Here is a 24348-nt window from a genome sequence, read left to right on the forward strand (position 1 = left end):
AAAGTCGGCATGATATGCCGCGTCCACATTCTCGCCGTCACGCACGCCGACCTCCGGTGCCGCCAGCCAACCTGATCGCGCTGCTCAAGCGCATCCTTCCGCCGCCCGCGCCGCCGCTGGACGCCGATACCGAGGCCAAGCTGCTGGCCGCGGTGCATCGGGTGGTCCCCAGCGGCATCGTGGCGGCGCTGCTGCTGCCCGGGCTGACCACCGCCGCGTTCTGGCACGAGGCCAGCCGCGGCGCGCTGCTGGCCTGGTGCGCGGCGATGCTGCTGCAGGCGGCCGGCTGCGCCTGGTTCTACCTCGGATACCTGCGCGATATCCCGCACCTGAGCCGCTCGGCCCATACCCGCAAGTGGCGCGACCCGATGCGCGCCGTGGCGGTGCTGGCCGGCCTGAGCTGGGGCAGCGCCGCGCTGCTGCACCTGGTGTCGTCGTCCGCCGTGTTTTCCGGCGTGCTGCTGGTGCTGACGCTCGGCGCGCTGGCCGGCGGCGCGAGCTCGCAGGCGCCGGCGCCGGTCAACCTGCTCTATGTCGGCATTCCGATCCTGGTGCCCAATCTGTTGCTGGCCGGCTACGCGTTCCCCGGCCACGGCGGCTATATCCGGCTGCTGCTGCTGATCTACGCGCTGATGCTGGCGCGCCACGCGCTGAACCTGCACGGCTCGCTGGTGCGGGCGATCCGGCTGGAGGGAGAAAGCCGGCGGCTGGCCCGGCAGTTCCAGCAGGAGAAGGAGCGCGCGCTACATGCCAGCGAGGAGAAATCCCGCTTCCTGGCCGCCGCCAGCCACGATCTGCGCCAGCCGGTGCATGCGCTGGTGATGCTGGTCGAGGCGCTGCGCGCGCGCAACGATTCGCCGGCGCTGCGGCCGCTGGTCGAGCAGGTCGCGGCCGGCACGCAGACGATCGATCTGCTGTTCCGCTCGCTGCTGGACCTGTCCAAGCTCGAGGGGCGCAAGGTGCTGCCGACACTGGAGCCCTGCGACGCCGGCCAGCTGGTGCGCGAGGTCTGCGACCAGTTCGCCGGCGACGCGCGGGCGGCCGGACTGCGGCTGTCGCCACGCGTGGCCGGCGAGCTGCACGCGATGGCCGAGCCGGTGCTGCTGCGCCGCGCGCTGTTCAACCTGGTGCAAAACGCGCTGCGCTACACGCGCCAGGGCAGGGTGCTGGTCGCCGCGCGCATGCGCGGCGCGCAGGTTCGCATCGAGGTCTGGGACACCGGGGCCGGCATTCCGGCCGAGCACCTGCCGGAGATCTTTGGCCCGTACTTCCAGGTCCACAACCCGCAGCGCGACCGCTCCCACGGCCTCGGCCTGGGCCTGGCGATCTTCAAGGAATGTGTGCGGCTGATGCGCGGGACCTACGGCGTGCGCTCGGTGCCGGGCAAGGGCTCGATGTTCTGGTTCACGCTGAATCCGGCCCCGGCCGAGTCGGTGGCGACGATCCGCGCGATGCGCAGCGACGCGGTGGCGCAGCACGCGATGCCGGATCGGCTGCACGGCGAGGTGCTGGTGGTCGACGACGACAGCCACGTGCGCAACGCCTGGATCGCGCTGATGGAGGCCTGGGGCGTGCGGGTGTCGTGCGCCGCCGATGGCGCCGAGGCCGAGCGGATGTTTGCCGGCGGCCTGCGGCCCGACATCATCTTCTGCGACCTTCGCCTGCCCGGAAAGGAGAACGGCCTGGCATTGCTGGAACGGTGGCAGCAGACCCAGCCGCAGGCGCGCAGCGCGCTGCTGACCGGCGACCTGAAGTCGGCCGGGCTGGCCGAGGCCGAGGAGGCCGGCTATTTCGTGCTGCCCAAGCCGGTCGACCCGGGCGCGCTCCGGATGCTGCTGCGGCGCTGGCTGCGGACGGTCTGAACCTGCGCGGCCAGCGGCCGCGCGCCACAAGCGCCCGGACCCCTACTGCGGCGCCTACTGCGGTCCCTACTGCGGTCCCTACTGCCGCAGCCGGAACCGCTCCATCCGGGACATTACCTGCATCCGCGTGCGCACGCCCAGCCGCTGCAGGATCGCCGACACATGCTCCTTGACGGTGTTCTCCGTCAGCCCGAGCTCGCGCGCGATCACCTTGTTCGGCAGGCCCTCGAGCACCAGCGCCAGCACCGAGCCCTGGCGCGGCGTCAGGCCGAGCTCGGCCGGCGTGACCGGAATGCTGTGCGTCGGGCCGAACGCGCGCGGCTGGCCGTTCAAGGCCTCGTCGGACGGAAAGGCGGTGTCGCCGGCCAGCACGCGGCGCACCACCGCGGCGAAGGCGGGCGCATCGAGATGCTTGCCGACGAAGCCGAAGGCTGACAGCGCGCGGGCGCGCTCGACGATCTCGGGCGTGGCCTCGGCCGACATGAAGATGAAGCGCGCGGCCGGCACGATCGACTTGAGCGTCTGCATGGCGTCGAAGCCGGTGCCGTCGTTCAGCCAGATGTCGAGCAGCACGATATCGGGCCGCAGCCCGCGTTGGAGGGTGTTCAGCGCCTCGGAGGCGCTCCCGGCGGCATGGACTGCAACATCGGGCATTACCTGCGCCAGAAACAGGGTAGTGCCGGACAGCGCCATGGGGTGGTCGTCGACCACCAGCAAGGTCGGTGCAACATTCGACATGCGATTTCCCGTCTAAAACAGCTTCGCCCTTGTTGTATGGTCCCGTCCCGTCGAGCGGGCGGATTGGCGATAGGGCGACTCTAGCAGAGCGAGCGGGGCGTCACAATCCGCAATCGGGGGAAGCAACGGCCGGCGACTTTGCGCCGCCGGGGTCTCCAGCGCGCTGTGGCGGGGCGCCGCCTTGGTAGAATTGCGCGATGAAAAATATCGTCATCCTTATCTCGGGACGCGGTTCCAACATGGAAGCGATCGTCCGGGCCTGCAGCGAGCAGGCCTGGCCGGCACGGATCGCCGCCGTGCTGTCCAGCCGTCCCGACGCGCCCGGCCTCAAGTTCGCCGCAGCGCAAGGCATTCCGGTCGGCGTGGTCGATCATCGCCACTATCCCGACCGGGCCAGCTTCGACAAGGCGCTGGCCAACGCGATCGACGCCCACGTGCCCGACCTGGTGGTGCTGGCCGGCTTCATGCGGATCCTGACGCCCGAGTTCGTCGAGCACTATGCCGGCCGGATGATGAACATCCATCCGTCGCTGTTGCCCAGCTTCCCCGGCCTGCATACCCACCAGCAGGCGCTGGAGGCCGGCGTCAAGGTGCACGGCGCCAGCGTGCATTTCGTCACCGCGGCGCTGGACCACGGTCCCATCGTTCTGCAGGCGGCCATCGAGATCGGGCCCGAGGACACCCCCGAAACGCTGGCGGCACGGCTGCTGCCCTGCGAGCACCAGATCTATCCGCGCGCGGTGCGCTGGTTCGTCGAAGGACGGCTGCGCGTCAAGGACGGCGTGGTCCATGTCGATCCGCCTGAGCCGCAATTGCTGATCGCGCTGGCAGCCTCGGATGCCCCCACGGACTCCCCCTCGGACTCCGCCACCCCTGTCGATACCACCGGAGCCCATCAATGACCCGTCCCGCCCAGGCACCGCGCGGCGGCGCGCGTCCGTCCACGCGCACCAAGCGCAAGCCCACCCCGCGGCGCAAGGCAGGCGCGCCGCGCGAGCCCGCCAACGACGGCCAGGTTCGTCCGCACGGCGCCCTGCATGCCACGCATATCCAGCATATCGACCGGCTGCTCGGCAAGGTGATGCTGTTCGCCCGGCCCGCCGACGCGGTCGTCAGCTACTACTTCCGCGAGAACCCGAAGCTGGGTCATCGCGAGCGCGGCATCATCGCCGAGGCGGTGTTTGCCGTGCTGCGCCGGCGCGTGGAATTTGCCCAGTTCGCCGAGTCCGGCTCGGGCGCCGCCCCGCGCCGGCTGGCGCTGCTGGGCCTGGCGGCGACGCTGGGCCGCGACGCGCTGACGCCGTTCCTGTATCCCGACGAGGCGCAGTGGCTGGACCGGCTGATGACGATCGAGCGCGCCAGCCTGGCACCGTGCGTGCGCGCCAACCTGCCCGAATGGCTGTACGAGCAGTTGGTCGCCCGGCACGGCGAAGCCTTCACCGCGGCGCTCGGCGATGCCTGGCTGCGGCCCGCGCCCCTGGATCTGCGCGCCAATCTGATCAAGACCTCCCGGGAAGCCGTGCTGGCGGAGCTGGAAGAGGCCGAACTGGCGGCCGAGCCGACGCCGATCGCGCCCACCGGCATCCGGCTGGCCGGCAAGCCGGCGCTGAATCAGCTGCCGATCTTCGTCAACGGACTGGTCGAGGTGCAGGACGAGGGCAGCCAGCTGCTGTGCCATCTGGTGGCGCCGCGGCGCGGCGAGATGGTGGTCGATTTCTGCGCCGGCGCCGGCGGCAAGACGCTGGCGCTCGGCGCGCTGATGCGCTCGACCGGACGGCTCTATGCCTTCGACGTGTCCGACAAGCGCCTGGCGAACCTGAAGCCGCGGCTGGCGCGCAGCGGCCTGTCGAACGTCCATCCGGTGCTGATTGACTCCGAGCAGGACGCCAAGGTCAAGCGCCTGGCCGGCAAGATCGATCGCGTGCTGGTCGACGCGCCGTGCAGCGGCCTCGGTACGCTGCGGCGCAATCCGGACCTCAAATGGCGCCAGACCCCGCAGACGGTGCTGGAACTGACCGCCAAGCAGACCGCGATCCTCGAATCGGCGGCGCGGCTGGTCAAGCCGGGCGGTCGCGTGGTCTATGCCACCTGCAGTGTGCTGGAGGCCGAGAACGAGGCGATCGTCCGCGATTTCCTGAGCCGCCATGCGGACTTCCAGCTGGTGCCGGTCGCGCAGGTGCTGGCCGAGCAGAAGATCGCGATCGCCGACCTGCCGGAGGACGCGCAGACGCTGGCGCTCTATCCCCATCTGCACCAGACCGATGGCTTCTTCGCGGCGGTGCTGGAGCGGACTCGTCCTTGAGCATGGGGGCTTCGGCCCCTGTCGTTTCACGGATACCGGGCACCAATGGCCCGGTATTTTTTTGTTCTTCGCTGCTTCTACTGTCTCCACCGTCTCCACTGTCTCCACTATCTCCACTGGTTGAACTCGTCGATCGATGGCCTCCAATTCCCTGACCGATCTGTCGCAATCCCACGCCGTGTTCGGCAAGATGCTCGGCGACCTGATGCAAGACGCCGGCGACCCGGGCTTCCTTTGGCAACTGGCCGTGCTCGCGGGCTGTGTGCTGCTGGCCTGGCCGCTGGCGCGCCATGTCGCGGCGCGGCTCGAGGCCCGCTACGCGGGTTCGAGCTTCGCGCTGCGCTTTGCCGCCGCGAGCCTGGAGCGGGCGATGTTCCCGCTGTTCGGCTGGCTGCTGGTGCTGGCGTCTCGCTTCGCGCTGGCGCCGCTGATTCCAATCAGCATGCTGCGGCTGGCGCTGGTGCCGCTGTTCGGCATCACCTTCCTCTATTTCGCGTTCTACGTGCTGCGCCGGGTGCTGTCCGGCAACGGCCAGCTGCACGGCATGCTGACGCTGGTGGAGAAGGTGCTGACCACGCTGGTCTGGGCCGGCATGGCGCTATACGTGCTGGGCATGCTGTCCGAGGCGGTGCAGTGGCTCGACTCGATCCAGTTCGCGCTCGGGCAGCAGCGCATCAGCGTGGCCGACCTGCTGATGGCCTGCGTGTGGATCCTGCTGACGGTGCTGGCCGCGCTGTGGTTCGGGTCGTGGCTGGAGGAGCGGCTGATGCGCTCGGCGACGATCGACACCAGCCTGCGGGTGGTGCTGACGCGGCTGTCCAAGGCGCTGCTGCTGCTGGTGTCGCTGCTGTTCAGCCTGTCGCTGGTCGGCATCGACCTGACCGTGCTGTCGGTGTTCGGCGGCGCGCTGGGCGTCGGCCTGGGTCTGGGGCTGCAGAAGATCGCGAGCAACTACGTGTCCGGCTTCATCATTCTTCTGGACCGCTCGGTCAAGCTCGGCGACCAGATCACCGTCGACAAGTACACCGGCATCGTCGCGCAGATCCGCACCCGCTACACCGTGGTGCGCAACGGCGACGGCGAGACCCTGGTGCCGAACGAGCAGCTGGTCGCCCAATCGGTGCAGAACCATTCCTTTTCGAACACCAATGTGCGGGTGGCGACGCGGGTGCAGGCGGACTACGACGCCGACCCCGAAATGGTGCTGACGCTGCTGGCCGAGGCGGTGCGCGGCGTGCCGCGGCTGCTGGCAGACCCGGCGCCGTCGGCCTTCCTGGTGGCATTCGCGGACAGCGGTGTCGAATACGAGGTGGCCGGCTTTATCGCCGATCCGCAGAACGGCAAGCTCGGGGTGCAATCGGAAATGAACCGCGCGATCTGGAAGGCGTTCCGGGCCAGCGGCATTTCGATTCCCTACCCGCAGCGCGAGTTGCGTGTGCTGCCCGCAGACGGGGCGCTGGCGTCGACGCCGGTGTCGCGGGTGGCAGCCAATGCGGCGGAATCGGCATAAGTACCTCGCGATCCGGCGTGTATGTGACGCCTTTGCCATTGAAGGAACGAAGTATCGTTTTCGGCGTCCAACACCGCAAACGAAAAGCAAACGCACGGGTAAAAGCGGATGCCGGGACGCTGGCGTTCCGGTAAAATCGCGGGTCGTCCCGGGGATTCCCCCGGCCGGACTACCGATCCGTGCCCGAGGGCCAGCCGCCAGATTGCAGCGGCGCGTGCCGGGGTCCCGCGAAGGCGCAAGGCGCCTTGGCTGACGCCACAAGACGCAATCACTGGATTTGCAGTCATTTTTCTGCGCGTTGCTGCGACACCCTGACCGGTCGCGGCCAGCCTCTATCTAGCACGGAGAACAGTTTGTTCGACACAATTCTTCAGTGGGCCGCCAACGGCCTTCTCGACTGGTCCTGGTGGAAGATCGTGATCTTCACCCTAGTCATGACCCACATCACCATCGCCGGCGTCACGATTTTCCTGCACCGGTGCATGGCCCACCGCTCGCTCGATCTGCACCCGATCGCCGCGCACTTCTTCCGCTTCTGGCTGTGGCTGACCACGGGCATGGTCACCAAGGAGTGGACCGCGATCCACCGCAAGCACCACGCCAAGTGCGAAACGGAAGACGATCCGCACAGCCCGCAGACGCGCGGCATCCGCAAGGTGCTGCTCGAAGGCGCCGAGCTGTACCGGGCCGAAGCCAAGAACAAGGAAACGCTGGCCAAGTTCGGCCACGGCACGCCCAATGACTGGATCGAGCGCAACCTGTACTCGCGCTTCACCTGGCAGGGCGTCGGCCTGATGCTGATCATCGACCTGGCGCTGTTCGGCGTGGTCGGCCTGTCGGTCTGGGGCGTGCAGATGCTATGGATCCCGATCCATGCCGCCGGCATCATCAACGGCCTGGGCCACTGGTGGGGCTATCGCAACTACGATTGCGAGGACGCGTCGACCAATGTGTCGCCGTGGGGCATCATCATCGGCGGCGAGGAGCTGCACAACAACCACCATACCTACCCGACGTCGGCCAAGTTCTCGATCAAGTGGTACGAGTTCGATATCGGCTGGTGCTACATCCGCGCGATGCAGGCCGTCGGCCTGGCCAAGGTCAAGAAGACGCCGCCCAAGGCACGTCTGGTCGAGGCTCGTCCGGTCGATCACAACACGCTGGAAGCCATCATCGCCAACCGCTATGACGTGATGGCCCGCTATGCCAAGGCCGTCAAGAACGCGTACCGCGAGGAACTGGCCCAACTGAAGGCCAAGCGCGTTGCCGACTATCGCCGCTTCAAGCTGGCGCGCAAGTGGTTCCACCGCGACGAGACCAAGCTGGCCGAGCCGCAGCGCCAGCAACTGGCCAGCATCGTCGAGCACAACAAGGCGCTGCAGACCTTCGTCGAAATGCGCCGCGAACTGGCCGCGATCTGGGGCCGTTCGAACCTGACGCGCGAACAGCTGCTGCAGCAGCTGCAGGCCTGGTGCCACCGCGCCGAAGCCAGCGGCATCCAGGCGCTGCAGGAGTTCTCGCTGCGCCTGCGCCGCTACGCGTAACGCCTGATAAGACGGACAGCGCCTGCTACAATGCCAGGCGCGCCCGAAGCCCCGCCATGCTGTCGCTGGCGGGGCTTTTCTTTTGGCGACGCCGCCCCATCTTCAGGCCGGTCCCGGCCGCAATGAAGACGCGATGCGAAGCGGCGGCGAGCGCAGGGTGCCCCGAGGAGTACAGGAGATGACCCCCCAAACGATCAAGACCGTCGAGTTCGAGAAACCGACGCAGATGCAGGCCGAAGGTGGCGCCAGCTGTGTCGCGCACGCGTGGGCCAAGGTGCCGCCCGCGCTGACGCCGGACGTGCGCGCCGCGTTGAAGGATCGCATCCGCGCCCTGCTGAAGGCGCGCAATGCGGTGCTCGTCGCGCACTACTATGTCGATGCCGACCTGCAGGACCTCGCCGAGGAAACCGGCGGCTGCGTGTCCGATTCGCTGGAGATGGCCCGCTTCGGGCGCGACCATTCCGCGCAGACGCTGGTGGTCGCGGGCGTGCGCTTCATGGGCGAGACCGCCAAGATCCTGAGCCCTGAAAAGACCATCCTGATGCCGGACCTGGACGCGACCTGCTCGCTGGACCTGGGTTGCCCGGCCGACGAGTTCGCGGCCTTCTGCGACGCGCATCCGGACCGCACCGTGGTGGTCTATGCGAACACCAGCGCCGCGGTCAAGGCGCGTGCCGACTGGATGGTGACCTCCAGCATCGGGCTGAAGATCGTCGAGCATCTGCACGCGCGCGGCGAGAAGATCCTGTGGGCGCCGGACAAGCACCTGGGCAGCTATATCCAGCGCCAGACCGGTGCCGACATGCTGCTGTGGCAGGGCTCGTGCCTGGTGCACGACGAGTTCAAGGGCATCGAGCTGGATCTGCTGCGCAAGGAACATCCGAAGGCCAAGATCCTGGTGCATCCGGAATCGCCGGCCAACGTGGTCGCGCAGGCGGACGTGGTCGGCTCGACCTCGCAGCTGATCGCCGCCGCCCAGCAGCTCGACGCCAACGAATTCATCGTCGCCACCGACAACGGCATCCTGCACAAGATGCGGATGGCAGCGCCGGGCAAGCATTTCATCGAGGCGCCGACCGCGGGCAACAGCGCGACCTGCAAGAGCTGCGCACATTGCCCGTGGATGGCGATGAATGCGCTGACCAATCTGGCCGAGGTGCTGGAGACCGGCCGCAACGAGATCCATGTCGATCCGGAGACCGGCCGCCGCGCCTATACCTGTATCGATCGCATGCTCGATTTCGCCGCCCGGCAGAAGGCCAACGTACGGCCGGCTGCCGACCTGGCCAAGGAACAGGCGCTGTTCCAGGGGATCGGTCCGGCATGAGCGAGTCCTCGATGAACGACGCGGTCAATCCGATCTTCGACCAATACGGACCGGCGCTGGCCGAGGCGCTGCGCGACAACGTCCGCGCGGCGATTGCCGAAGACGTCGGCTCCGGCGACTGGACCGGTCAGCTGGTACCGGCCGACAAGCAGGCCCGCGCCCGTGTGATCGTGCGCGAGGATGCGGTGCTGTGCGGGCAGCCGTGGTTCGATGCCTGCATGCGGGCCGTCGATCCACGTTTGCAGGTTCGCTGGCTGCAACAGGAAGGCGCGCGCATGGCGGCCGATTCGGTGGTCTGCGAGATCGACGGCCCGGCCCGTTCGCTGTTGACCGCCGAGCGTCCGTCGCTGAATTTCCTGCAGCTGCTGTCGGGCGTGGCCACGGCGACCCGGCGCTACGCCGATCTGGTCGCTGGTACGCGCGCCCGCGTGCTAGACACGCGCAAGACCTTGCCGGGGCTGCGCCTTGCGCAGAAGTACGCGGTCAAGGTCGGCGGCGGCGACAATCAGCGGCTGGCGCTCTATGACGGCATCCTGATCAAGGAAAACCATATCGCCGCGGCCGGCGGCGTCACCGCGGCGTTGCGCGCCGCGGCCGCGCTGAACGCCGGCGTGCCGGTTCAGGTCGAGGTCGAGTCGCTGGTCGAGCTGGAGGAGGCGCTGGCCGCCGGTGCCGTCTCGATCTTGCTGGACAACTTCACCGAGCCGATGATGCGGGAAGCGGTGCGGGTCAATGGCGGCCGCGCGGTGCTCGAGGTGTCGGGCGGTGTCAATGCGAATACGATCCGCCGCTTCGCCGAGACCGGCGTCGACCGGATCTCGGTCGGCGCGCTGACCAAGGACGTGCGCGCGACCGACTATTCGTTGCGCATCATCGGCTGAGCGGCCTGGCTCCATCGACCGGAGCTGGCCGCCGGCTCGATTGGCTCAATTGCCGCGGCGGCGCCCGTTGGGCGGCTGCAGCACGGTCGGCAACGCCTTCGGCAGCGTGCCCGGATAGTCGCGGCTGAAATGCAGGCCGCGGCTTTCGTGGCGGGCATAGGCGCTGTCGACGATCATCGCCGCGACCTCCACCAGATTGCGCAGTTCCAGCAGATCGCGCGTGACGCGGAAGTTCGCGTAGTACTCGGTGATTTCCTCGCGCAGCAGCGCGATGCGATGCTGCGCGCGTTCCAGCCGCTTGCTGGTGCGCACGATGCCGACGTAGTTCCACATCATCCGGCGCAGCTCGTCCCAGTTGTGCGAGACCACGACCTCCTCGTCGGCGTCCGACACGCGGCTCTCGTCCCACGGCGGCAGCGTCAAGTCCGGTTCGCCGGCCTTGGCCTGCGACGCGATGTCGTTGGCCGCGGCACGGCCGATCACCATGCATTCGAGCAGCGAGTTCGATGCCAGGCGGTTGGCGCCGTGCAGGCCGGTGTAGGCCGTCTCGCCGACCGCGTACAGATTGTCCAGATCGGTGCGTCCCGCCGTGTCGGTGACCACGCCGCCGCAGGTATAGTGCGCGGCCGGCACCACCGGGATCGGCTGGCGCGTGATGTCGATGCCCAGCTCCAGGCAGCGCGCATGGATCGTGGGGAAGTGTTCGCGCAGGAAGGGCGCCGGCTGATGCGTGATATCGAGATACACGCAGTCCAGGCCGCGCTTTTTCATCTCGAAGTCGATCGCGCGGGCCACCACGTCGCGTGGCGCCAGCTCGGCGCGCGCGTCGTGCTCGGGCATGAAGCGGGTGCCGTCTGGCAACACCAGCCGGCCGCCTTCGCCGCGTACCGCCTCGGAGATCAGGAAGGACTTGGCGTAAGGGTGGTACAGGCAGGTCGGATGGAACTGGATGAATTCCATGTTCGCCACCCGGCAGCCCGCGCGCCAGGCCATCGCGATGCCGTCGCCGGTGGCGGTGTCCGGATTGGTCGTATAGAGATAGACCTTGCCGGCGCCGCCGGTGGCCAGCACGGTATGGCTGGCGGTCAGCGTATGCACCCGGCCGTTGCTGTCGTCGAGCACGTACAGTCCTAGGCAGCGGTTGCCGCCCAGTCCCATCTTGCGCGAGGTGATCAGGTCGATCGCGAAATGGTCTTCGAGGATCGTGATGTTGGGATGGCGGCGCACCTGCTCGGTCAGCGTCGTCACCACGGCATGGCCGGTGGCGTCGGCCGCATGGATGATGCGGCGATGGCTGTGGCCGCCTTCGCGCGTCAGGTGATAGCCAAGCTCGGCCTGTTCGTCGCGCGTGAACGGCACGCCGCGGTCGATCAGCCACTGGATCGCTTCGCGTCCGTGCTCGACGATAAAGCGGGTCGCGCCCTCATCGCACAGCCCGGCGCCCGCGATCAGCGTGTCGTGCGTGTGTTCGTCGTGACTGTCGCCGGAGTCCAGCACCGCCGCGATGCCGCCCTGGGCCCAGTCGCTCGCGCCCTGCGTCATGGCGCGCTTGCTCACGATGACAACCCGGTGGCTGTCGGCCAGTTGCAACGCGACCGTGAGGCCGGCCAGGCCGCTGCCGACGATGGCGACGTCGAAGTTCATGATGCGTGATGGCGCGGCGAGGGCGCCGGTGGTGCGGGAAAGCTCGAAAGTGTACACCGCGGCTGGCGCAGCGGCGCCTTGTCCCTGACGATGGCGCGGCGTGCCCCCCGACGCTGGTGCGCCATGCCGGAAAGGGGCGGCGAGCGGGCCCGAGCGGGCAACAAAAAACCCCGCCATGGCGGGGTTCTTCGCTGGAACGCAGGATCAATTACTTGATCTTGGTTTCCTTGTACTCGACGTGCTTGCGCGCGACCGGATCAAATTTCTTGATCGACATCTTTTCCGGCATGGTGCGCTTGTTCTTGTCGGTGGTGTAGAAGTGACCGGTACCCGCGGTGGATTCCAGTTTGATCTTGTCGCGTCCGCCTTTGCTGGCCATGATGAACTCCTAATTAGACTTCGCCGCGTGCGCGCAGGTCGGCGAGCACGGAGTCGATGCCTTTCTTGTCGATCAGGCGCAGACCGGCGTTCGAGACGCGCAGGCTCACCCAGCGGTTTTCCGATTCAACAAAGAAACGACGGTTCTGCAGGTTGGGCAGAAAACGGCGCTTGGTCTTGTTGTTTGCGTGGGAAACGTTGTTGCCGACCATCGGCGCTTTCCCGGTCACTTGACAGACGCGTGCCATGAAGCACTCCTAAATCTTCTATTCGTGGACAATGTTCGCAACAGATCAACAAAAGGCGCGCGGGCCCGGACTGCAGCGGTTAAGACTTCAGCAAAACGGGCATTATAGACCGAAATCCCTCGGCCGATCAATGCCTTCTGTGCGTTGACGCCACGGCGACGCGCCGGTGCCTTGGGCGTCACAGTTGCCGGTGCTCCGCCAGCGAATACGTCGTATTGCCGGCGACGATGAAGTGGTCGAGCACATGGACGTCGATCAGCGCCAGCGAATGCGCCAGCGTCTTTGTCATCGCCAGGTCGGCCGCGCTCGGTGCCGGATTGCCCGACGGATGGTTGTGGGCGACGATCACCGAGGCCGCATTATGCGCCAATGCCTGCCGGGCGACCTCGCGCGGGTGGACGCTGGTCTGGGTCAGCGTGCCGCGGAACAGTTCCTCGGCGGCCAGCAGCCGGTTGCGCGCGTCAAGAAACAGGCACAGGAACACCTCGTAAGGCCGCTGCGCCAACGACAGCCGCAGGTAGTCGCGTACCGCTTGCGGCGATTCGAGGCCCGGCGCCAGCGCCAACTGCTCGGCCAGTGCCCGGCGCGTCAGCTCGACCACCGCCTGCAGCTGCGCATATTTGGCGGTACCGACCCCGCGCACGCGGCTCAGTTCGGCCTGGCTGGCCGCCAGCAGTCCGGTCAGCGAGCCGAATGCCGCGATCAGTTCGCGCGCCACGTCGACCGCGCTCTTGCCCGGCACGCCGACGCGCAGGAATACCGCCAGCAGCTCGGCGTCGGACAACGCAGCGGCACCGGCCTGCAGCAGCTTTTCGCGAGGACGTTCGCTGGCGGGCCAATCTGGGATGGGCATGGCGGTCTCGGTCGGGAAGCGGCGGTGGCGGCGGTGGCGGCGATCGGCGGCGCCGGGTTCAGTCGCTTACAATACGGGTTCTCGACTGGTTGAGCATTCATGAATTCGCAAACTTTTGCGTCGGACTCCGGCGGCGCCACCGCGCGCAAGACCGTGCAGGCCGATTCTTTCCTGACCTTGCATTACCGCATCTCGCTGGAGAACGGTACCGAGGTCGTCAGCACCTTCGACGACAAGCCCGCCACACTGCTGCTGGGGCAGGGCCAGTTCGCGCCCACGCTGGAACAGGCGCTGCTCGGCATGGCCGAGGGCGAGCGCACCAGCTACCGCCTGGCGCCGGAGCACGCCTTCGGCCCGCGCAATCCCGAGCTGCTGCAGCGCGTGTCGCTGGCCACGCTGCGCGAGAACAGCTCGTTCGAAGAGGACTACAGCCCGGGCGACCTGGTCGAGTTCAATGCGCCGGGCGGCGGCAAGTATGCCGGCGTGCTGAAGGAAATCGGCGAGACTTCGGCGCTGTTCGACTTCAATCATCCGCTGGCCGGACAGACCATCCTGTTCGACGTCCAGCTGATCGGCATTCTCTGACGACCTGCTCCGGCCGCCTCGCGCGCCGGAGCGCAGCTACCTCCCCGCATGTCCGAACTGACTCCCGCCCCCGACGCCGAGATCCTGCTGGCCCAGCCGCGCGGCTTCTGCGCCGGGGTCGATCGCGCGATCGAGATCGTGGAGCGCGCGCTCCAGCGCTTTGGCGCGCCGATCTATGTGCGCCATGAAATCGTGCACAACGCCTATGTCGTGGCCGATCTGCGCCGCAAGGGCGCCATCTTCGTGCAGGACCTCGACGAGGTGCCGGCCGGCGCGACCGTGATCTTCAGCGCCCACGGCGTCTCGCGCAGCGTCCGCGCCGAGGCGCAGGCGCGCGGCCTGAACGTCTTCGACGCGACCTGTCCGCTGGTGACCAAGGTCCATGTCGAGGTGGGCAAGATGCGCGCCGAAGGCTGCGAGATCGTGATGATCGGCCATCGCGGCCACCCCGAGGTCGAGGGCACGATGGGCCAGGCCGACGGCGGCATGCTGCTGGTCGAGTCGCCCGCCGACGTGCAGACACTGCAGGTGGCCGATCCCACGCGGCTCGCCTACGTCACGCAGACCACGCTGTCGGTCGACGAGACCGAGGAGATCGTCGCCGCGCTGAAGGCGCGATTCCCGGCGATCCGCGAGCCGAAGAAGCAGGACATCTGCTACGCGACGCAGAACCGCCAGGACGCTGTCAAATTCATGGCGCCGCAGGTCGACGTGGTGATCGTGGTCGGCAGCCCGAACAGCTCGAACTCGAACCGCCTGCGCGAACTGGCCGAGCGGCTCGGCGTCCCTTCCTATATGGTCGATGCGCCGGAACAGGTTCGCCCCGAGTGGATCGCCGGCAAGCGCCGCATCGGCCTGACCGCGGGCGCGTCCGCACCGGAGGCGCTGGCCCAGTCGATCGTCGACCGGCTGCGCGCGCTTGGTGCAAGGCAGGTGCGGCCGCTGGAGGGCATCGAGGAGAACATGTCTTTCCCGCTACCCAAGGGCTTGCAGGCTAGCGCCGCCTGAGCCGCCGGTTCTTCTTCGTACTCCCACAACGCCCCGCCTCGAGCGGGGCGTTGTCGTTTTGGCGCGTCTCACCTTGCCAATCCGGTTCACCGCCTTAAAGAAACTTAATCGTCACAGCGATATATTGATTCGGTGCGTGCTTACCTTTTGCGACGGTCTTTAGGGTAATTCCCCTAAATGCGGGTTTTCCCTCGATTGGTGCGAGCGCGGATTGCAGACATTCAAAGTTGGTGCATATTTCTTTTATGAAATGCCTAATTAATTTCTATAAAGGGAGGTGCCGTGCCAGCCACGCCCCAACGGCCTGCGGCGCGCTCCGGTGACGTGGTGGGCACGGATCTTGTTAGGTATCGCAAAGAGCCCCTCTTGTGAATGGGAATTGCCCCAATGCAGGCATTGGGGAAATTACCTAGCTCAATAGAAGGGTAAAAGGCTCAGGTTGTTGCGTCGCGTATTGCATCCGCAAAAAAAGGGGATACAATGCGCGCGTTTCAAATTGAAACTAAACCAAGGCGGTGCAGGGAAACGGACGGGAGGCGTTGCGTAACCCTGATCTTGTGAATCCTAGGAGATCACTCATGCAAATCACGTTTGCCAAGATTCTGCCGATCGCAGCGGCAGTGGCACTGGTTACTGCCTGCGGCAAGAAGGAAGAGGCGGCGCCCGGTGCGACGGCCTCTGCACCCGCCGCGGCAGCACCGGCCGGCGGCGAGGTGGTGGTAAAGATCGGCCACGCGGCGCCGCTGACCGGTGGGATCGCCCACCTTGGCAAGGACAACGAGAACGGCGCGCGCCTGGCCGTCGAAGAGGTCAACAAGGCCGGTCTGGAACTGGGCGGCAAGAAGGTTCGCCTGGAACTGGTCGGCGAAGACGACGCCGCCGATCCGAAGACCGGCACCTCGGTGGCCCAGAAGCTGGTCGACGAGAAGGTTGTCGCCGTGGTCGGCCACCTGAACTCGGGCGTGTCGATTCCCGCCTCCAAGATCTATAGCGATGCCGGCATCGTGCAGATCTCGCCGTCCTCGACCAACCCCGACTACACCAAGCAGGGCTTCAAGACGACCTTCCGCGTGGTCGCCACCGACGCCCAGCAGGGCCCCGCACTGGCCAACTACGCCGCCAAGAGCCTGAACGCCAAGAGCGTGGCGATCGTCGACGACGCCACCGCCTACGGCAAGGGCCTGGCCGACGAGTTCGAGAAGACCGCCAAGGCGGCCGGCGTCAACATCGTGGCGCGCGAGGCCACCAACGACAAGGCCACCGACTTCAAGGCCATCCTGACCAAGATCAAGGGCAAGAAGCCGGACGTCATCATGTACGGCGGCATGGACGCCACCGGCGGCCCCTTCGCCAAGCAGGCAAAGGAGCTCGGCATCCCGGCCAAGATCGTCGGCGGCGACGGCGTATGTACCGACAAGGTGGCCGAACTGGCGGGCGACGCGGTCAGCAACATCATCTGCTCCGAAGCCGGCCTCGCGTTGTCCAAGATGGAGAAGGGCGCCGAGTTCCAGAAGCGCTACCAGGAACGTTTCAACGCACCGGTGCAGATTTACGCGCCGTTCACCTACGACGCCGTGATGGTGATCGTCGATGCGATGAAGCGCGCCGGCTCGACCGAGCCCGCGTCCATCCTGGCGGAGATGCCCAAGACCAACTACCAGGGCGTGATCGGCAACATCGCCTTCGACGAGAAGGGCGACATGAAGGAAGGCACCATCACGCTGTACGACTACAAGGACAAGAAGAAGTCCGTGCTTGACGTCGTGAAGATGTAATTCGGACCTACCCGGTCTACCGAACGGCACCGTGAGTACTTTGCGGTGCCGTTCTTTTTAGCCTCGCCTTTTGTGACAGCGCCCTTACCATGGGTGGAACGCGGCAGGCCGTTGCTTTACCCGCTTACCAGCACATAACCCTTACCAAACCACTCACACCAAGCTGCCCGGTCGGCATCCATCCATGCCGGAAGTGCGGGCGGCAAGCCAGGAGTATTCATGGATATCCTTATCCAGCAGATCGTGAATGGTCTGGTGCTCGGCAGCATCTATGCGCTGATTGCACTCGGCTACACCATGGTCTACGGCATTCTCGGGATCATCAACTTCGCCCATGGCGATGTGCTGATGATCGGCGCGCTGACCGCACTGTCGGCGATTCTCGCACTTCAGCAATTCGCCCCCGGCCTGCCGGAATGGCTGACCCTCGTGATCGCCACGCTGATCGCGATGCCGGTCTGCGCGATGCTGTCCTATTCGATCGAACGGATTGCCTACCGGCCGCTGCGCAATGCGCCCCGGCTGGCCCCGCTGATCACCGCGATCGGCGTGTCGATCATGCTGCAGACCATCGCGATGATGATCTGGTCGCGCAATCCGCTGACGTTCCCGCAACTGCTGCCCTCGGAGCCGATCGATATCGGCACCACCGGCGCGACCATCACCGGCAAGGAGATGGTGATCATCGGCATGGCCGTGATGGTGATGGCCGGGCTGCTGGCGCTGGTCAACCGCACCAAGCTCGGCCGCGCGATGCGCGCCACCGCCGAGAACCAGCGCGTGGCGGGCCTGATGGGCGTGAACCCGAACTTCGTGATCTCGGCTACCTTCATGATCGGCGCGACGCTGGCGGCGCTGGCCGGCGTGATGATGGCGACCAACTATGGCAACGCCCACTTCTACATGGGCTTCATCCCCGGCCTGAAGGCGTTCACCGCGGCCGTGCTCGGCGGCATCGGCAACCTCGCCGGCGCGATGGTCGGCGGCATGCTGCTGGGCCTGATCGAGGCGCTGGGCGCCGGCTATATCGGCGACCTGACCAGCGGCGTGTTCGGTTCGAACTACCAGGACGTGTTTGCCTTCATCGTGCTGATCACCGTGCTGGTGTTCCGTCCGTCCGGCATCATGGGCGAACGTGTGGCCGACCGGGCGTAAGGGGATCGCAATCATGAACACTCCGATTTCCACCGCGGCGTCGCAGGCCGCGCCACTGACCAAGACGCCGGCCAAGACCATGTTCGCGCTGGCGGCCTTCCTGGTGATCGGCCTGTGCGCGCCGTTCGCCGTGCAGTTCCTGGGCGGCAACTACTGGGTACGGGTGCTCGACTTCGCGCTGCTGTACATCATGCTGGCGCTGGGGCTGAACATCGTGGTCGGCTTCGCCGGCCTGCTGGACCTGGGCTACATCGCCTTCTATGCGGTGGGCGCCTACCTGATGGCGCTGCTGGGCTCGCCGCACTTGGCCAACCAGTTCGAGACCATCGCCCAGCTGTTCCCGAACGGCTTCCATGTCAGCGTCTGGTGGGTGCTGCCATTGGCGGCGCTGGTCGCGGGCATCTTCGGCGTGCTGCTTGGCGCGCCGACGCTGAAGCTGCGCGGCGACTATCTGGCGATCGTCACGCTCGGCTTCGGCGAGATCATCCGCATCTTCATGAACAACCTGGACCGGCCGGTCAATATCACCAACGGTCCCAAGGGCATCACCGCGGTCGATCCAATCACGATCTTCGGCTTCAACTTCTCGAAGACGCACGAGTTCTTCGGCCTGAAGTTCACGCCGGTGTTCATGTACTACTACCTGCTGATCCTGCTGGTGGTGGCGATCGTGTTCGTGTCGCTGCGGCTGCAGAACTCGCGCATCGGCCGCGCCTGGGTGGCGATCCGCGAGGACGAGATCGCGGCCAAGGCGATGGGCATCAACACCCGCAACATCAAGCTGCTGGCGTTTGCCATGGGCGCGTCGTTCGGCGGCGTGTCGGGCGCGGTGTTCGGCGCCTTCCAGGGCTTCGTCTCGCCGGAATCGTTCACGCTGTGGGAATCGATCTACGTGCTGGCGATCGTGGTGCTTGGCGGCATGGGCCATATCCCGGGCGTGATCCTGGGCGGCATCCTGCTGATCGGCTTCCAGGAACTGCTGCGCGTGGTCGCCGAGCCGGTCCAGCGGATGATGTTCGGCGAGGTGATCGTCGACGCCGAGGTGCTGCGCCAGCTGCTGTTCGGCCTGGCGCTGGTCGGCGTGATGCTGTATCGCCCGGCGGGCCTGTGGCCGTCGCCGCGCAAGGAAGACCGGCCGGTGGTTCGCCGCCCGGGTAGCGTTGGACGTCTGTGAAGCGGGAGGACCTGATGAGCAACGAAAACATCCTCCTGTCCGTCAAGGGAGTGAACAAGCGCTTCGGCGGGCTGCAGGCGCTGTCCGATGTGGGCCTGGAAATCCGGGCCGGCGAGATCTACGGCCTGATCGGCCCGAACGGCGCCGGCAAGACCACCTTCTTCAACGTGATCACCGGGCTCTACACGCCCGATTCCGGCGAATTCGTGCTGGACGGCAAGCCCTACCAGCCGACCGCGGTGCATGAAGTGGCCAAGGCCGGTATCGCGCGCACCTTCCAGAACATCCGCCTGTTCGGCGACATGACCGCGCTCGAGAACGTGATGGTCGGCCGCCACGTGCGGACCAAGGCCGGCGTGATTGGCGCGATCTTCCGCCCGCCGGCGGTGCGCCAGGAAGAGGAGGGCGTCGAGGACATGGCCCACGACCTGCTCGATTACGTCGGCATCGGCAAGTACGCCAACTTCACCTCGCGCAATCTGTCGTACGGCCACCAGCGCCGCCTCGAGATTGCCCGCGCACTGGCGACCGAGCCCAAGCTGCTGGCGCTCGACGAGCCCGCTGCCGGCATGAACGCGACCGAGAAGATCGAACTGCGCGGCCTGCTCGACAAGATCCGCAGCGACGGCCGCACGATCCTGCTGATCGAGCACGACGTCAAGCTGGTGATGGGACTGTGCGACCGCATGACCGTGCTGGACTACGGCAAGGTCATCGCACAGGGCCTGCCGCACGATGTCCAGAACAACCCGGCGGTGATCGAGGCCTACCTCGGCACTTCGGCCCACTGACGGGGGAGCAGCAAATGAAAGAAACACTACTGAAGATCGCCGGACTGAAGGTCGCGTACGGCGGCATCCAGGCCGTCAAGGGCATCGACCTGGAAATCCGCGACGGCGAGCTGGTCACGCTGATCGGCGCCAACGGCGCCGGCAAGACCACCACGATGAAGGCCATCACCGGCCTGCAGCCGTGGGCCGGCGGCGACGTCGAATACCTGGGCCGTTCGATCAAGGGCGTGCCCAGCTACGACTTGCTGAAGCAGGGCCTGGCGATGGTGCCGGAAGGCCGCGGCGTGTTCGCGCGCATGACGATCACCGAGAACCTGCTGATGGGCGCCTTCACGCGCAAGGACGAGGCCGGCATCAAGGACGATATTGACCGCATGTTCGGCATCTTTCCGCGCCTGAAGGAACGCGCGAATCAGCTGGCCGGCACCATGTCGGGTGGCGAGCAGCAGATGCTGGCCATGGCGCGCGCGCTGATGAGCCAGCCGCGCCTGCTGCTGCTGGACGAACCGTCGATGGGCCTGTCGCCGATCATGGTCGAGAAGATCTTCGAGGTCGTGCGCGATATCTCGAGCCAGGGCGTCACGGTGCTGCTGGTCGAGCAGAACGCTCGCCTGGCCCTGCAGGCCGCCGACCGCGGCTATGTGATGGAGTCCGGCCTGATCACGATGAACGGCAACGCCGCCGACATGCTCGACGATCCGAAAGTGCGCGCCGCCTACCTCGGCGAATGAGTCCGTCGCGATAGGAACGGCGGCCGCATGCCGCCGCGCCGTACCAAGCCCCGCCATGCTTGCATGCGCGGGGCTTTTTTACTCGGCCCAGCGTTTCCTTTTCGTGTCTTGCAAGGAGTTGTAATGATGAGGTGTCCGGTCTGTGCCGCAGGAGGTTCGCGCCGCATGATCGTCTCGTCGAACACGCTTGATGCGGCGCTACCGCAGTAGGTAATTACCGCTCCGCCGGCGCGGGCCGGATCGAATTGTGCGACGACACCACCTGCCAACCCTGCGGCGTGCGGACGAACACATCGGTGAAGACGACGTCGGTCGGCCTGGCCTTCGCGTTGGGCCGATAACGGTTGACGCCGGTGACGACCGCGCTGTCGCGGAACGTGCGTACCTTCAGTTCGGTCAGCGTCTGGCTGGAGCCGGGCGGCGGGGGGCCCGCAGATAGCGATTCGGCGCGGTTGCGCATGCCGCCCAGCGGAGAGATGTTGACGAAGGTGGGATGGAGCAGCCGCTCCAGCGCGGCGCGGTCGCCCGACTCGGTGGCAGCCAGCCAGTCCTGCTCGGCCTTCAGGATGGCGGCGTGGTCCGCGGCCTCGTCGGCCATGGCCGGTTCGGCGGCCAGGGTGCCGAGCAGCGCCAGGGCCGCCACGGCAAACGTAGTAGCCAGCCCGCGCCTGTGCGAATGGAGGCGACCGCCCATTGTTGTTCTCCTGGACCTGGATGGCATCAGTATAGGCAAGCGAATATTACCGTCGTCCCCACGCGCGGCGGGTGGCGGTCGAACACAGGCGAGCCAATGAAAAAGCCGCCCTGCCATCGCAGCAGGGCGGCCGTGTTCCGATCTATCGCTGTTGCCGGCCGCAGTCGACGGCCGGTGCAGCAAGATCAGGCCAGCGACTTCAGCAGCGTCCGCAGCATGCCGATCATCTGATCGATTTCCTCGCGGGTCACGTTCAGCGCCGGCATGAAGCGCAGCAGGTTCGGACGCGGCGAATTGAGCAGCAGGCCGTCGGGCTGCATCTCGCGCGCCTGTTCGACCAGTTGCGGGCCGATGTCCTTGCCCAGCATCAGCGCGCGCAGCAGGCCTTCGCCCCGTTCGCCGGCCAGGCCGAATTCGCTGGACAGCGCCAGCAGCTGCTCGCGCAGATACGCGCCTTTCTCCTGCACTTGCTGCAGGAAGCCCGGCGCCAGCAACTGCTCGAACACCGCGCTGCCGACCGCGCACATCAGCGGATTGCCGTTGTAGGTACCGCCCTGGTCGCCGGCCTCGAAGCTCGCCACCTCGGCCTTGCACAGCAGGGCCGACAGCGGCACGCCGCCACCGATGCCCTTGCCCAGCGTCATGATGTCCGGCTCGACGTTCGACAGTTCGTACGCGAACAGCGTGCCGCAGCGGCCGCAGCCCGCCTGCACCTCGTCGACGATGAACAGCAGCTTGTGCTTGTCGGCCAGCGCGCGCAGCCCTTGCATGAACTCGCGCGTGGCGGGCACCACGCCGCTCTCGCCCTGCACCGGTTCGAGCATGATGCCGACCGTCTTGTCGTTGATCAGCGCCTCGACCGAAGCCAGGTCATTGAGCTGGGCCTTCGGGAAGCCCGGTACCTGCGGCGCGAAGATCGTGTCCCAGCCGGCCTTGCCGGACGCGCTCATGGTCGCCAGCGTGCGGCCATGGAAGCTGTGGTCCATCGTGATGATCTCGTAGGCGCCGTTCTTGTGCTTGCGCCCCCATTTGCGCGCCAGCTTGATCGCGCCCTCGTTGGCCTCCGCGCCGCTGTTGGCGAAGAACACCTTGTCGAAGCAGCTGTGGTCGGTCAGCGTCTTGGCCAGCCGCAGCATCGGTTCGTTGTAGAAGGCCGGGCTCGGGTTGATCAGCTTGCGGGACTGCTCGTTCAGCGCCGCGATCATGCCCTCGTTGGAGTGGCCCAGGCAGTTGACGGCCCAGCCCTGCACGAAGTCCAGATAGCGCTTGCCCTGATGGTCCGTCAGCCACGAGCCCTTGCCCTCGGTGAAGACGAGCTCGGGCCGGTTGGTGATGTACATCAGCGATTGGACGGGATACTCAGCAAATGCCATGGCGGACTCCAGAGATCGGCAAACAAGGAAAAGGGAAGGGCGGCAAAACAAAAAAGCCACGGGGGTGACCCGTGGCTTGATGACCTGAACAGACGCTGTCGACGGTCAGCCGCGTGGCACCCTGGCGGGATGCGACGTACGGAAGCTGCGTCGGATGTTGGCGTGGTTCATGCGGCCAACTATAAGACGCAGTCGCCCCAGTGTCAAAGACGACGGTGGCGGTCCGGGGCGTCATTGTTGTTCTCGCGAAACGGTGGCGCGGTGCTGGGGGGCCGGGCGCAGGTTCGGGCCGGGCGCGATCCTGGCCGGCCGGGCCGCGCCGCAAGCCGTGGTTCAGGCCGCGCCGGCCGGATGCAGGTCAGCCTCGGAGGTGAACGAGTCGGCGAAGAACGCATCCTCGTGCAGCGCGCACTGGGCGGTGAAGTCGCGCCGCGCCGAATCGACCATCACCGGTGCGCCGCACGCATAGACCTCGTGGTCCGACAGATCGGGGTAGTCGGCCATCACGGCCTGGTGGACGAAGCCGGTGCGGCCGTCCCAGTCGTCCTCGGGCAGCGCGTCCGAGACCACCGGCACATAGCGGAAGTTCGGCAGGTCGCGCGCCCACTGCTCGCACAGCGCATGCATGTACAGGTCGCGCGGGCGGCGGCCGCCCCAGTACAGCGTCATCGGCCGTGTGATGCCGGTGTAGGCCGCGTGCTCGACGATCGCCTTGATCGGCGCGAAGCCGGTGCCCGAGGCCAGCAGGATGATCGGCTTGTCCGAGTCCTCGCGCAGGAAGAAGCTGCCCAGCGGACCTTCGAAGCGCAGGATGTCGCGCTCCTTCATCGCCGGCTGTCCTTCGCGCGCGCCGAACACGTAGTCGGTGAAGGCGCCGCCCGGCATATGGCGGAAATGCAGTTCGATCGGGCCTTCCTCGTGCGGCGGCGTGGCGATCGAATAGCTGCGGCGCTTGCCGTCGCGCAGCAGGAATTCGACGTACTGGCCGGCCAGGTATTGCAGGCGCTCGGTGGCCGGCAGCTGCAGCTTCGCGACGATGACGTCTTCGGCCACGCGCTCCAGCGACTGCACGCGGCACGGCACCTTCTTGATCGGAATATCGCCGGCGCCATGGACCTCGCGGCATTCGATGGTGATGTCCGACGCCGCGTTGGCGCAGCAGAACAGCGCGCGGCCCTCGGTCTTTTCCTGCGCGGTCAGCGCGGAGGCGGCATGGTCGCCCTGGACGATGTCGCCGGCGGTGACGCGGCCCTTGCACGAACCGCAGGCGCCGTTCTTGCACCCGTAGGGCAGGCCGATGCCTTGACGCAGCGCCGCCGACAGGATGGTTTCGTTCGCTTCCGCCTCGAACTGGCGGCCGCTCGGCAGCACGGTTACTTGATAAGCCATAATCTCTCGATGAGCAAAGATCTGTCGCCACCCCGTCTGGCCCGCCCTCGATTGCTGATCGTGGGTTGCGGGGACGTAGGCATGCGTTGCCTGCAAATGCTTGCCCCGCGCTGGCGCGTGTTCGCCGTGACCTCGCAGCCCGGCCGCGTGGCGGCCTTGCGGGCGGCGGGCGCCGTGCCGCTGGTGGCGAACCTCGACGAGCCTGCCACGCTGAAACGCCTGCATGGCCTGGCCGATCGCGTGTTGCACCTGGCGCCGCCGCCGGCGCGCGGCGATGACGATCCGCGTACCGTCGCGCTGTTGCGGGCGCTGCGGCGCAGCGCATGGCGCCGCCCCGCGCGGGAACCCCGCATTCTACCCGAGCGGCCAGGGCGCCGGACCGGCGC

General features: G+C 66.8%; 23 protein-coding genes. 15 read left to right on the forward strand and 8 right to left on the reverse strand.

Features of this window, described 5'->3' with window-relative positions; genetic code table 11:
• The first annotated feature begins 14 nt into the window (after positions 1 to 14).
• Entirely contained in the window at positions 15 to 1862 is a 1848-nt protein-coding gene (locus LRR16_RS18595; RefSeq protein ID WP_232206786.1) for a hybrid sensor histidine kinase/response regulator, read from the forward strand.
• A 78-nt stretch (positions 1863 to 1940) separates the two neighbouring features.
• On the opposite strand, the gene LRR16_RS18600 is transcribed toward LRR16_RS18595, so the two are convergent.
• Positions 1941 to 2600 carry a response regulator transcription factor gene (locus LRR16_RS18600; protein ID WP_006575669.1) on the reverse strand — a complete coding sequence of 220 codons (660 nt, stop codon included), beginning with the start codon at positions 2598 to 2600 and terminating at the stop codon, positions 1941 to 1943.
• 197 nt (positions 2601 to 2797) lie between these two features.
• On the opposite strand from LRR16_RS18600, the gene purN reads away from it, so the two are divergent.
• From purN to nadC, 6 genes are all read left to right on the forward strand, one after another.
• Complete coding sequence (gene purN / locus LRR16_RS18605) at positions 2798 to 3502, forward strand: phosphoribosylglycinamide formyltransferase (RefSeq protein ID WP_006575668.1); 705 nt, start codon at positions 2798 to 2800, stop codon at positions 3500 to 3502.
• On the forward strand, positions 3499 to 4902 hold the full coding sequence (locus tag LRR16_RS18610; RefSeq protein WP_232206787.1) for an RsmB/NOP family class I SAM-dependent RNA methyltransferase: 1404 nt from the start codon (positions 3499 to 3501) through the stop codon (positions 4900 to 4902). Before purN ends, LRR16_RS18610 begins: the two co-directional genes overlap by 4 nt.
• A 136-nt stretch (positions 4903 to 5038) precedes the next feature.
• Positions 5039 to 6412 carry a mechanosensitive ion channel family protein gene (locus tag LRR16_RS18615; protein WP_064576503.1) on the forward strand — a complete coding sequence of 458 codons (1374 nt, stop codon included), beginning with the start codon at positions 5039 to 5041 and terminating at the stop codon, positions 6410 to 6412.
• A 353-nt stretch (positions 6413 to 6765) separates the two neighbouring features.
• Positions 6766 to 7956, forward strand: a complete 1191-nt coding sequence (locus LRR16_RS18620; RefSeq protein WP_006575665.1) for an acyl-CoA desaturase — start codon at positions 6766 to 6768, stop codon at positions 7954 to 7956.
• A 178-nt stretch (positions 7957 to 8134) separates the two neighbouring features.
• A complete protein-coding gene (gene nadA, locus LRR16_RS18625; protein ID WP_232206788.1) occupies positions 8135 to 9283 on the forward strand; it encodes a quinolinate synthase NadA in 1149 nt (382 codons plus the stop codon).
• On the forward strand, positions 9280 to 10164 hold the full coding sequence (gene nadC / locus LRR16_RS18630) for a carboxylating nicotinate-nucleotide diphosphorylase (protein WP_023264831.1): 885 nt from the start codon (positions 9280 to 9282) through the stop codon (positions 10162 to 10164). Before nadA ends, nadC begins: the two co-directional genes overlap by 4 nt.
• Positions 10165 to 10209: 45 nt before the next feature.
• Here the strand turns inward: nadC and nadB are convergent, their stop codons facing one another.
• The 4 genes from nadB to radC form a co-directional block, all read right to left on the reverse strand.
• A complete protein-coding gene (gene nadB / locus LRR16_RS18635; RefSeq protein ID WP_023264830.1) occupies positions 10210 to 11808 on the reverse strand; it encodes an L-aspartate oxidase in 1599 nt (532 codons plus the stop codon).
• A 208-nt stretch (positions 11809 to 12016) separates the two neighbouring features.
• Entirely contained in the window at positions 12017 to 12187 is a 171-nt protein-coding gene (gene rpmG, locus LRR16_RS18640) for a 50S ribosomal protein L33 (protein ID WP_006575662.1), read from the reverse strand.
• Between the two features lie 13 nt (positions 12188 to 12200).
• Positions 12201 to 12434 carry a 50S ribosomal protein L28 gene (rpmB, locus tag LRR16_RS18645; RefSeq protein ID WP_006575661.1) on the reverse strand — a complete coding sequence of 78 codons (234 nt, stop codon included), beginning with the start codon at positions 12432 to 12434 and terminating at the stop codon, positions 12201 to 12203.
• A 178-nt stretch (positions 12435 to 12612) separates the two neighbouring features.
• Complete coding sequence (gene radC, locus LRR16_RS18650; RefSeq protein WP_006575660.1) at positions 12613 to 13287, reverse strand: DNA repair protein RadC; 675 nt, start codon at positions 13285 to 13287, stop codon at positions 12613 to 12615.
• A gap of 99 nt (positions 13288 to 13386) precedes the next feature.
• Between radC and LRR16_RS18655 the strand changes: the two genes are divergently transcribed.
• From LRR16_RS18655 to LRR16_RS18685, 7 genes are all read left to right on the forward strand, one after another.
• Entirely contained in the window at positions 13387 to 13872 is a 486-nt protein-coding gene (locus LRR16_RS18655) for a peptidylprolyl isomerase (RefSeq protein WP_006575659.1), read from the forward strand.
• Between the two features lie 48 nt (positions 13873 to 13920).
• The gene (gene ispH, locus LRR16_RS18660; RefSeq protein ID WP_006575658.1) at positions 13921 to 14880 is read left to right on the forward strand and encodes a 4-hydroxy-3-methylbut-2-enyl diphosphate reductase; all 960 of its coding nucleotides are present in this window, start codon (positions 13921 to 13923) and stop codon (positions 14878 to 14880) included.
• A 578-nt stretch (positions 14881 to 15458) separates the two neighbouring features.
• Positions 15459 to 16655, forward strand: coding sequence for a branched-chain amino acid ABC transporter substrate-binding protein (locus LRR16_RS18665; RefSeq protein WP_023264829.1), 1197 nt, complete (start codon positions 15459 to 15461; stop codon positions 16653 to 16655).
• Positions 16656 to 16874: 219 nt separating this feature from the next.
• Positions 16875 to 17810, forward strand: coding sequence for a branched-chain amino acid ABC transporter permease (locus LRR16_RS18670; protein WP_232206789.1), 936 nt, complete (start codon positions 16875 to 16877; stop codon positions 17808 to 17810).
• A gap of 13 nt (positions 17811 to 17823) precedes the next feature.
• Entirely contained in the window at positions 17824 to 18984 is a 1161-nt protein-coding gene (locus LRR16_RS18675; protein WP_064576501.1) for an ABC transporter ATP-binding protein, read from the forward strand.
• 14 nt (positions 18985 to 18998) lie between these two features.
• On the forward strand, positions 18999 to 19775 hold the full coding sequence (locus tag LRR16_RS18680) for an ABC transporter ATP-binding protein (RefSeq protein ID WP_006575655.1): 777 nt from the start codon (positions 18999 to 19001) through the stop codon (positions 19773 to 19775).
• A 14-nt stretch (positions 19776 to 19789) separates the two neighbouring features.
• The gene (locus LRR16_RS18685; protein WP_006575654.1) at positions 19790 to 20506 is read left to right on the forward strand and encodes an ABC transporter ATP-binding protein; all 717 of its coding nucleotides are present in this window, start codon (positions 19790 to 19792) and stop codon (positions 20504 to 20506) included.
• Between the two features lie 214 nt (positions 20507 to 20720).
• On the opposite strand, the gene LRR16_RS18690 is transcribed toward LRR16_RS18685, so the two are convergent.
• The 3 genes from LRR16_RS18690 to LRR16_RS18700 form a co-directional block, all read right to left on the reverse strand.
• Entirely contained in the window at positions 20721 to 21200 is a 480-nt protein-coding gene (locus LRR16_RS18690) for a nuclear transport factor 2 family protein (protein ID WP_006575653.1), read from the reverse strand.
• 185 nt (positions 21201 to 21385) lie between these two features.
• A complete protein-coding gene (locus LRR16_RS18695) occupies positions 21386 to 22573 on the reverse strand; it encodes an acetylornithine transaminase (protein WP_232206790.1) in 1188 nt (395 codons plus the stop codon).
• Between the two features lie 333 nt (positions 22574 to 22906).
• Positions 22907 to 23962, reverse strand: coding sequence for a CDP-6-deoxy-delta-3,4-glucoseen reductase (locus LRR16_RS18700; RefSeq protein ID WP_006575651.1), 1056 nt, complete (start codon positions 23960 to 23962; stop codon positions 22907 to 22909).
• 9 nt (positions 23963 to 23971) lie between these two features.
• Here LRR16_RS18700 and LRR16_RS18705 point away from each other — a divergent pair.
• Positions 23972 to 24348 (forward strand): NAD-binding protein (locus LRR16_RS18705; RefSeq protein WP_232206791.1); only part of this gene is annotated, 377 nt, incomplete at its 3' end.

Origin of the sequence: Cupriavidus sp. UGS-1 (genome assembly GCF_021213615.1) — a bacterium.
Lineage (GTDB): Bacteria > Pseudomonadota > Gammaproteobacteria > Burkholderiales > Burkholderiaceae > Cupriavidus.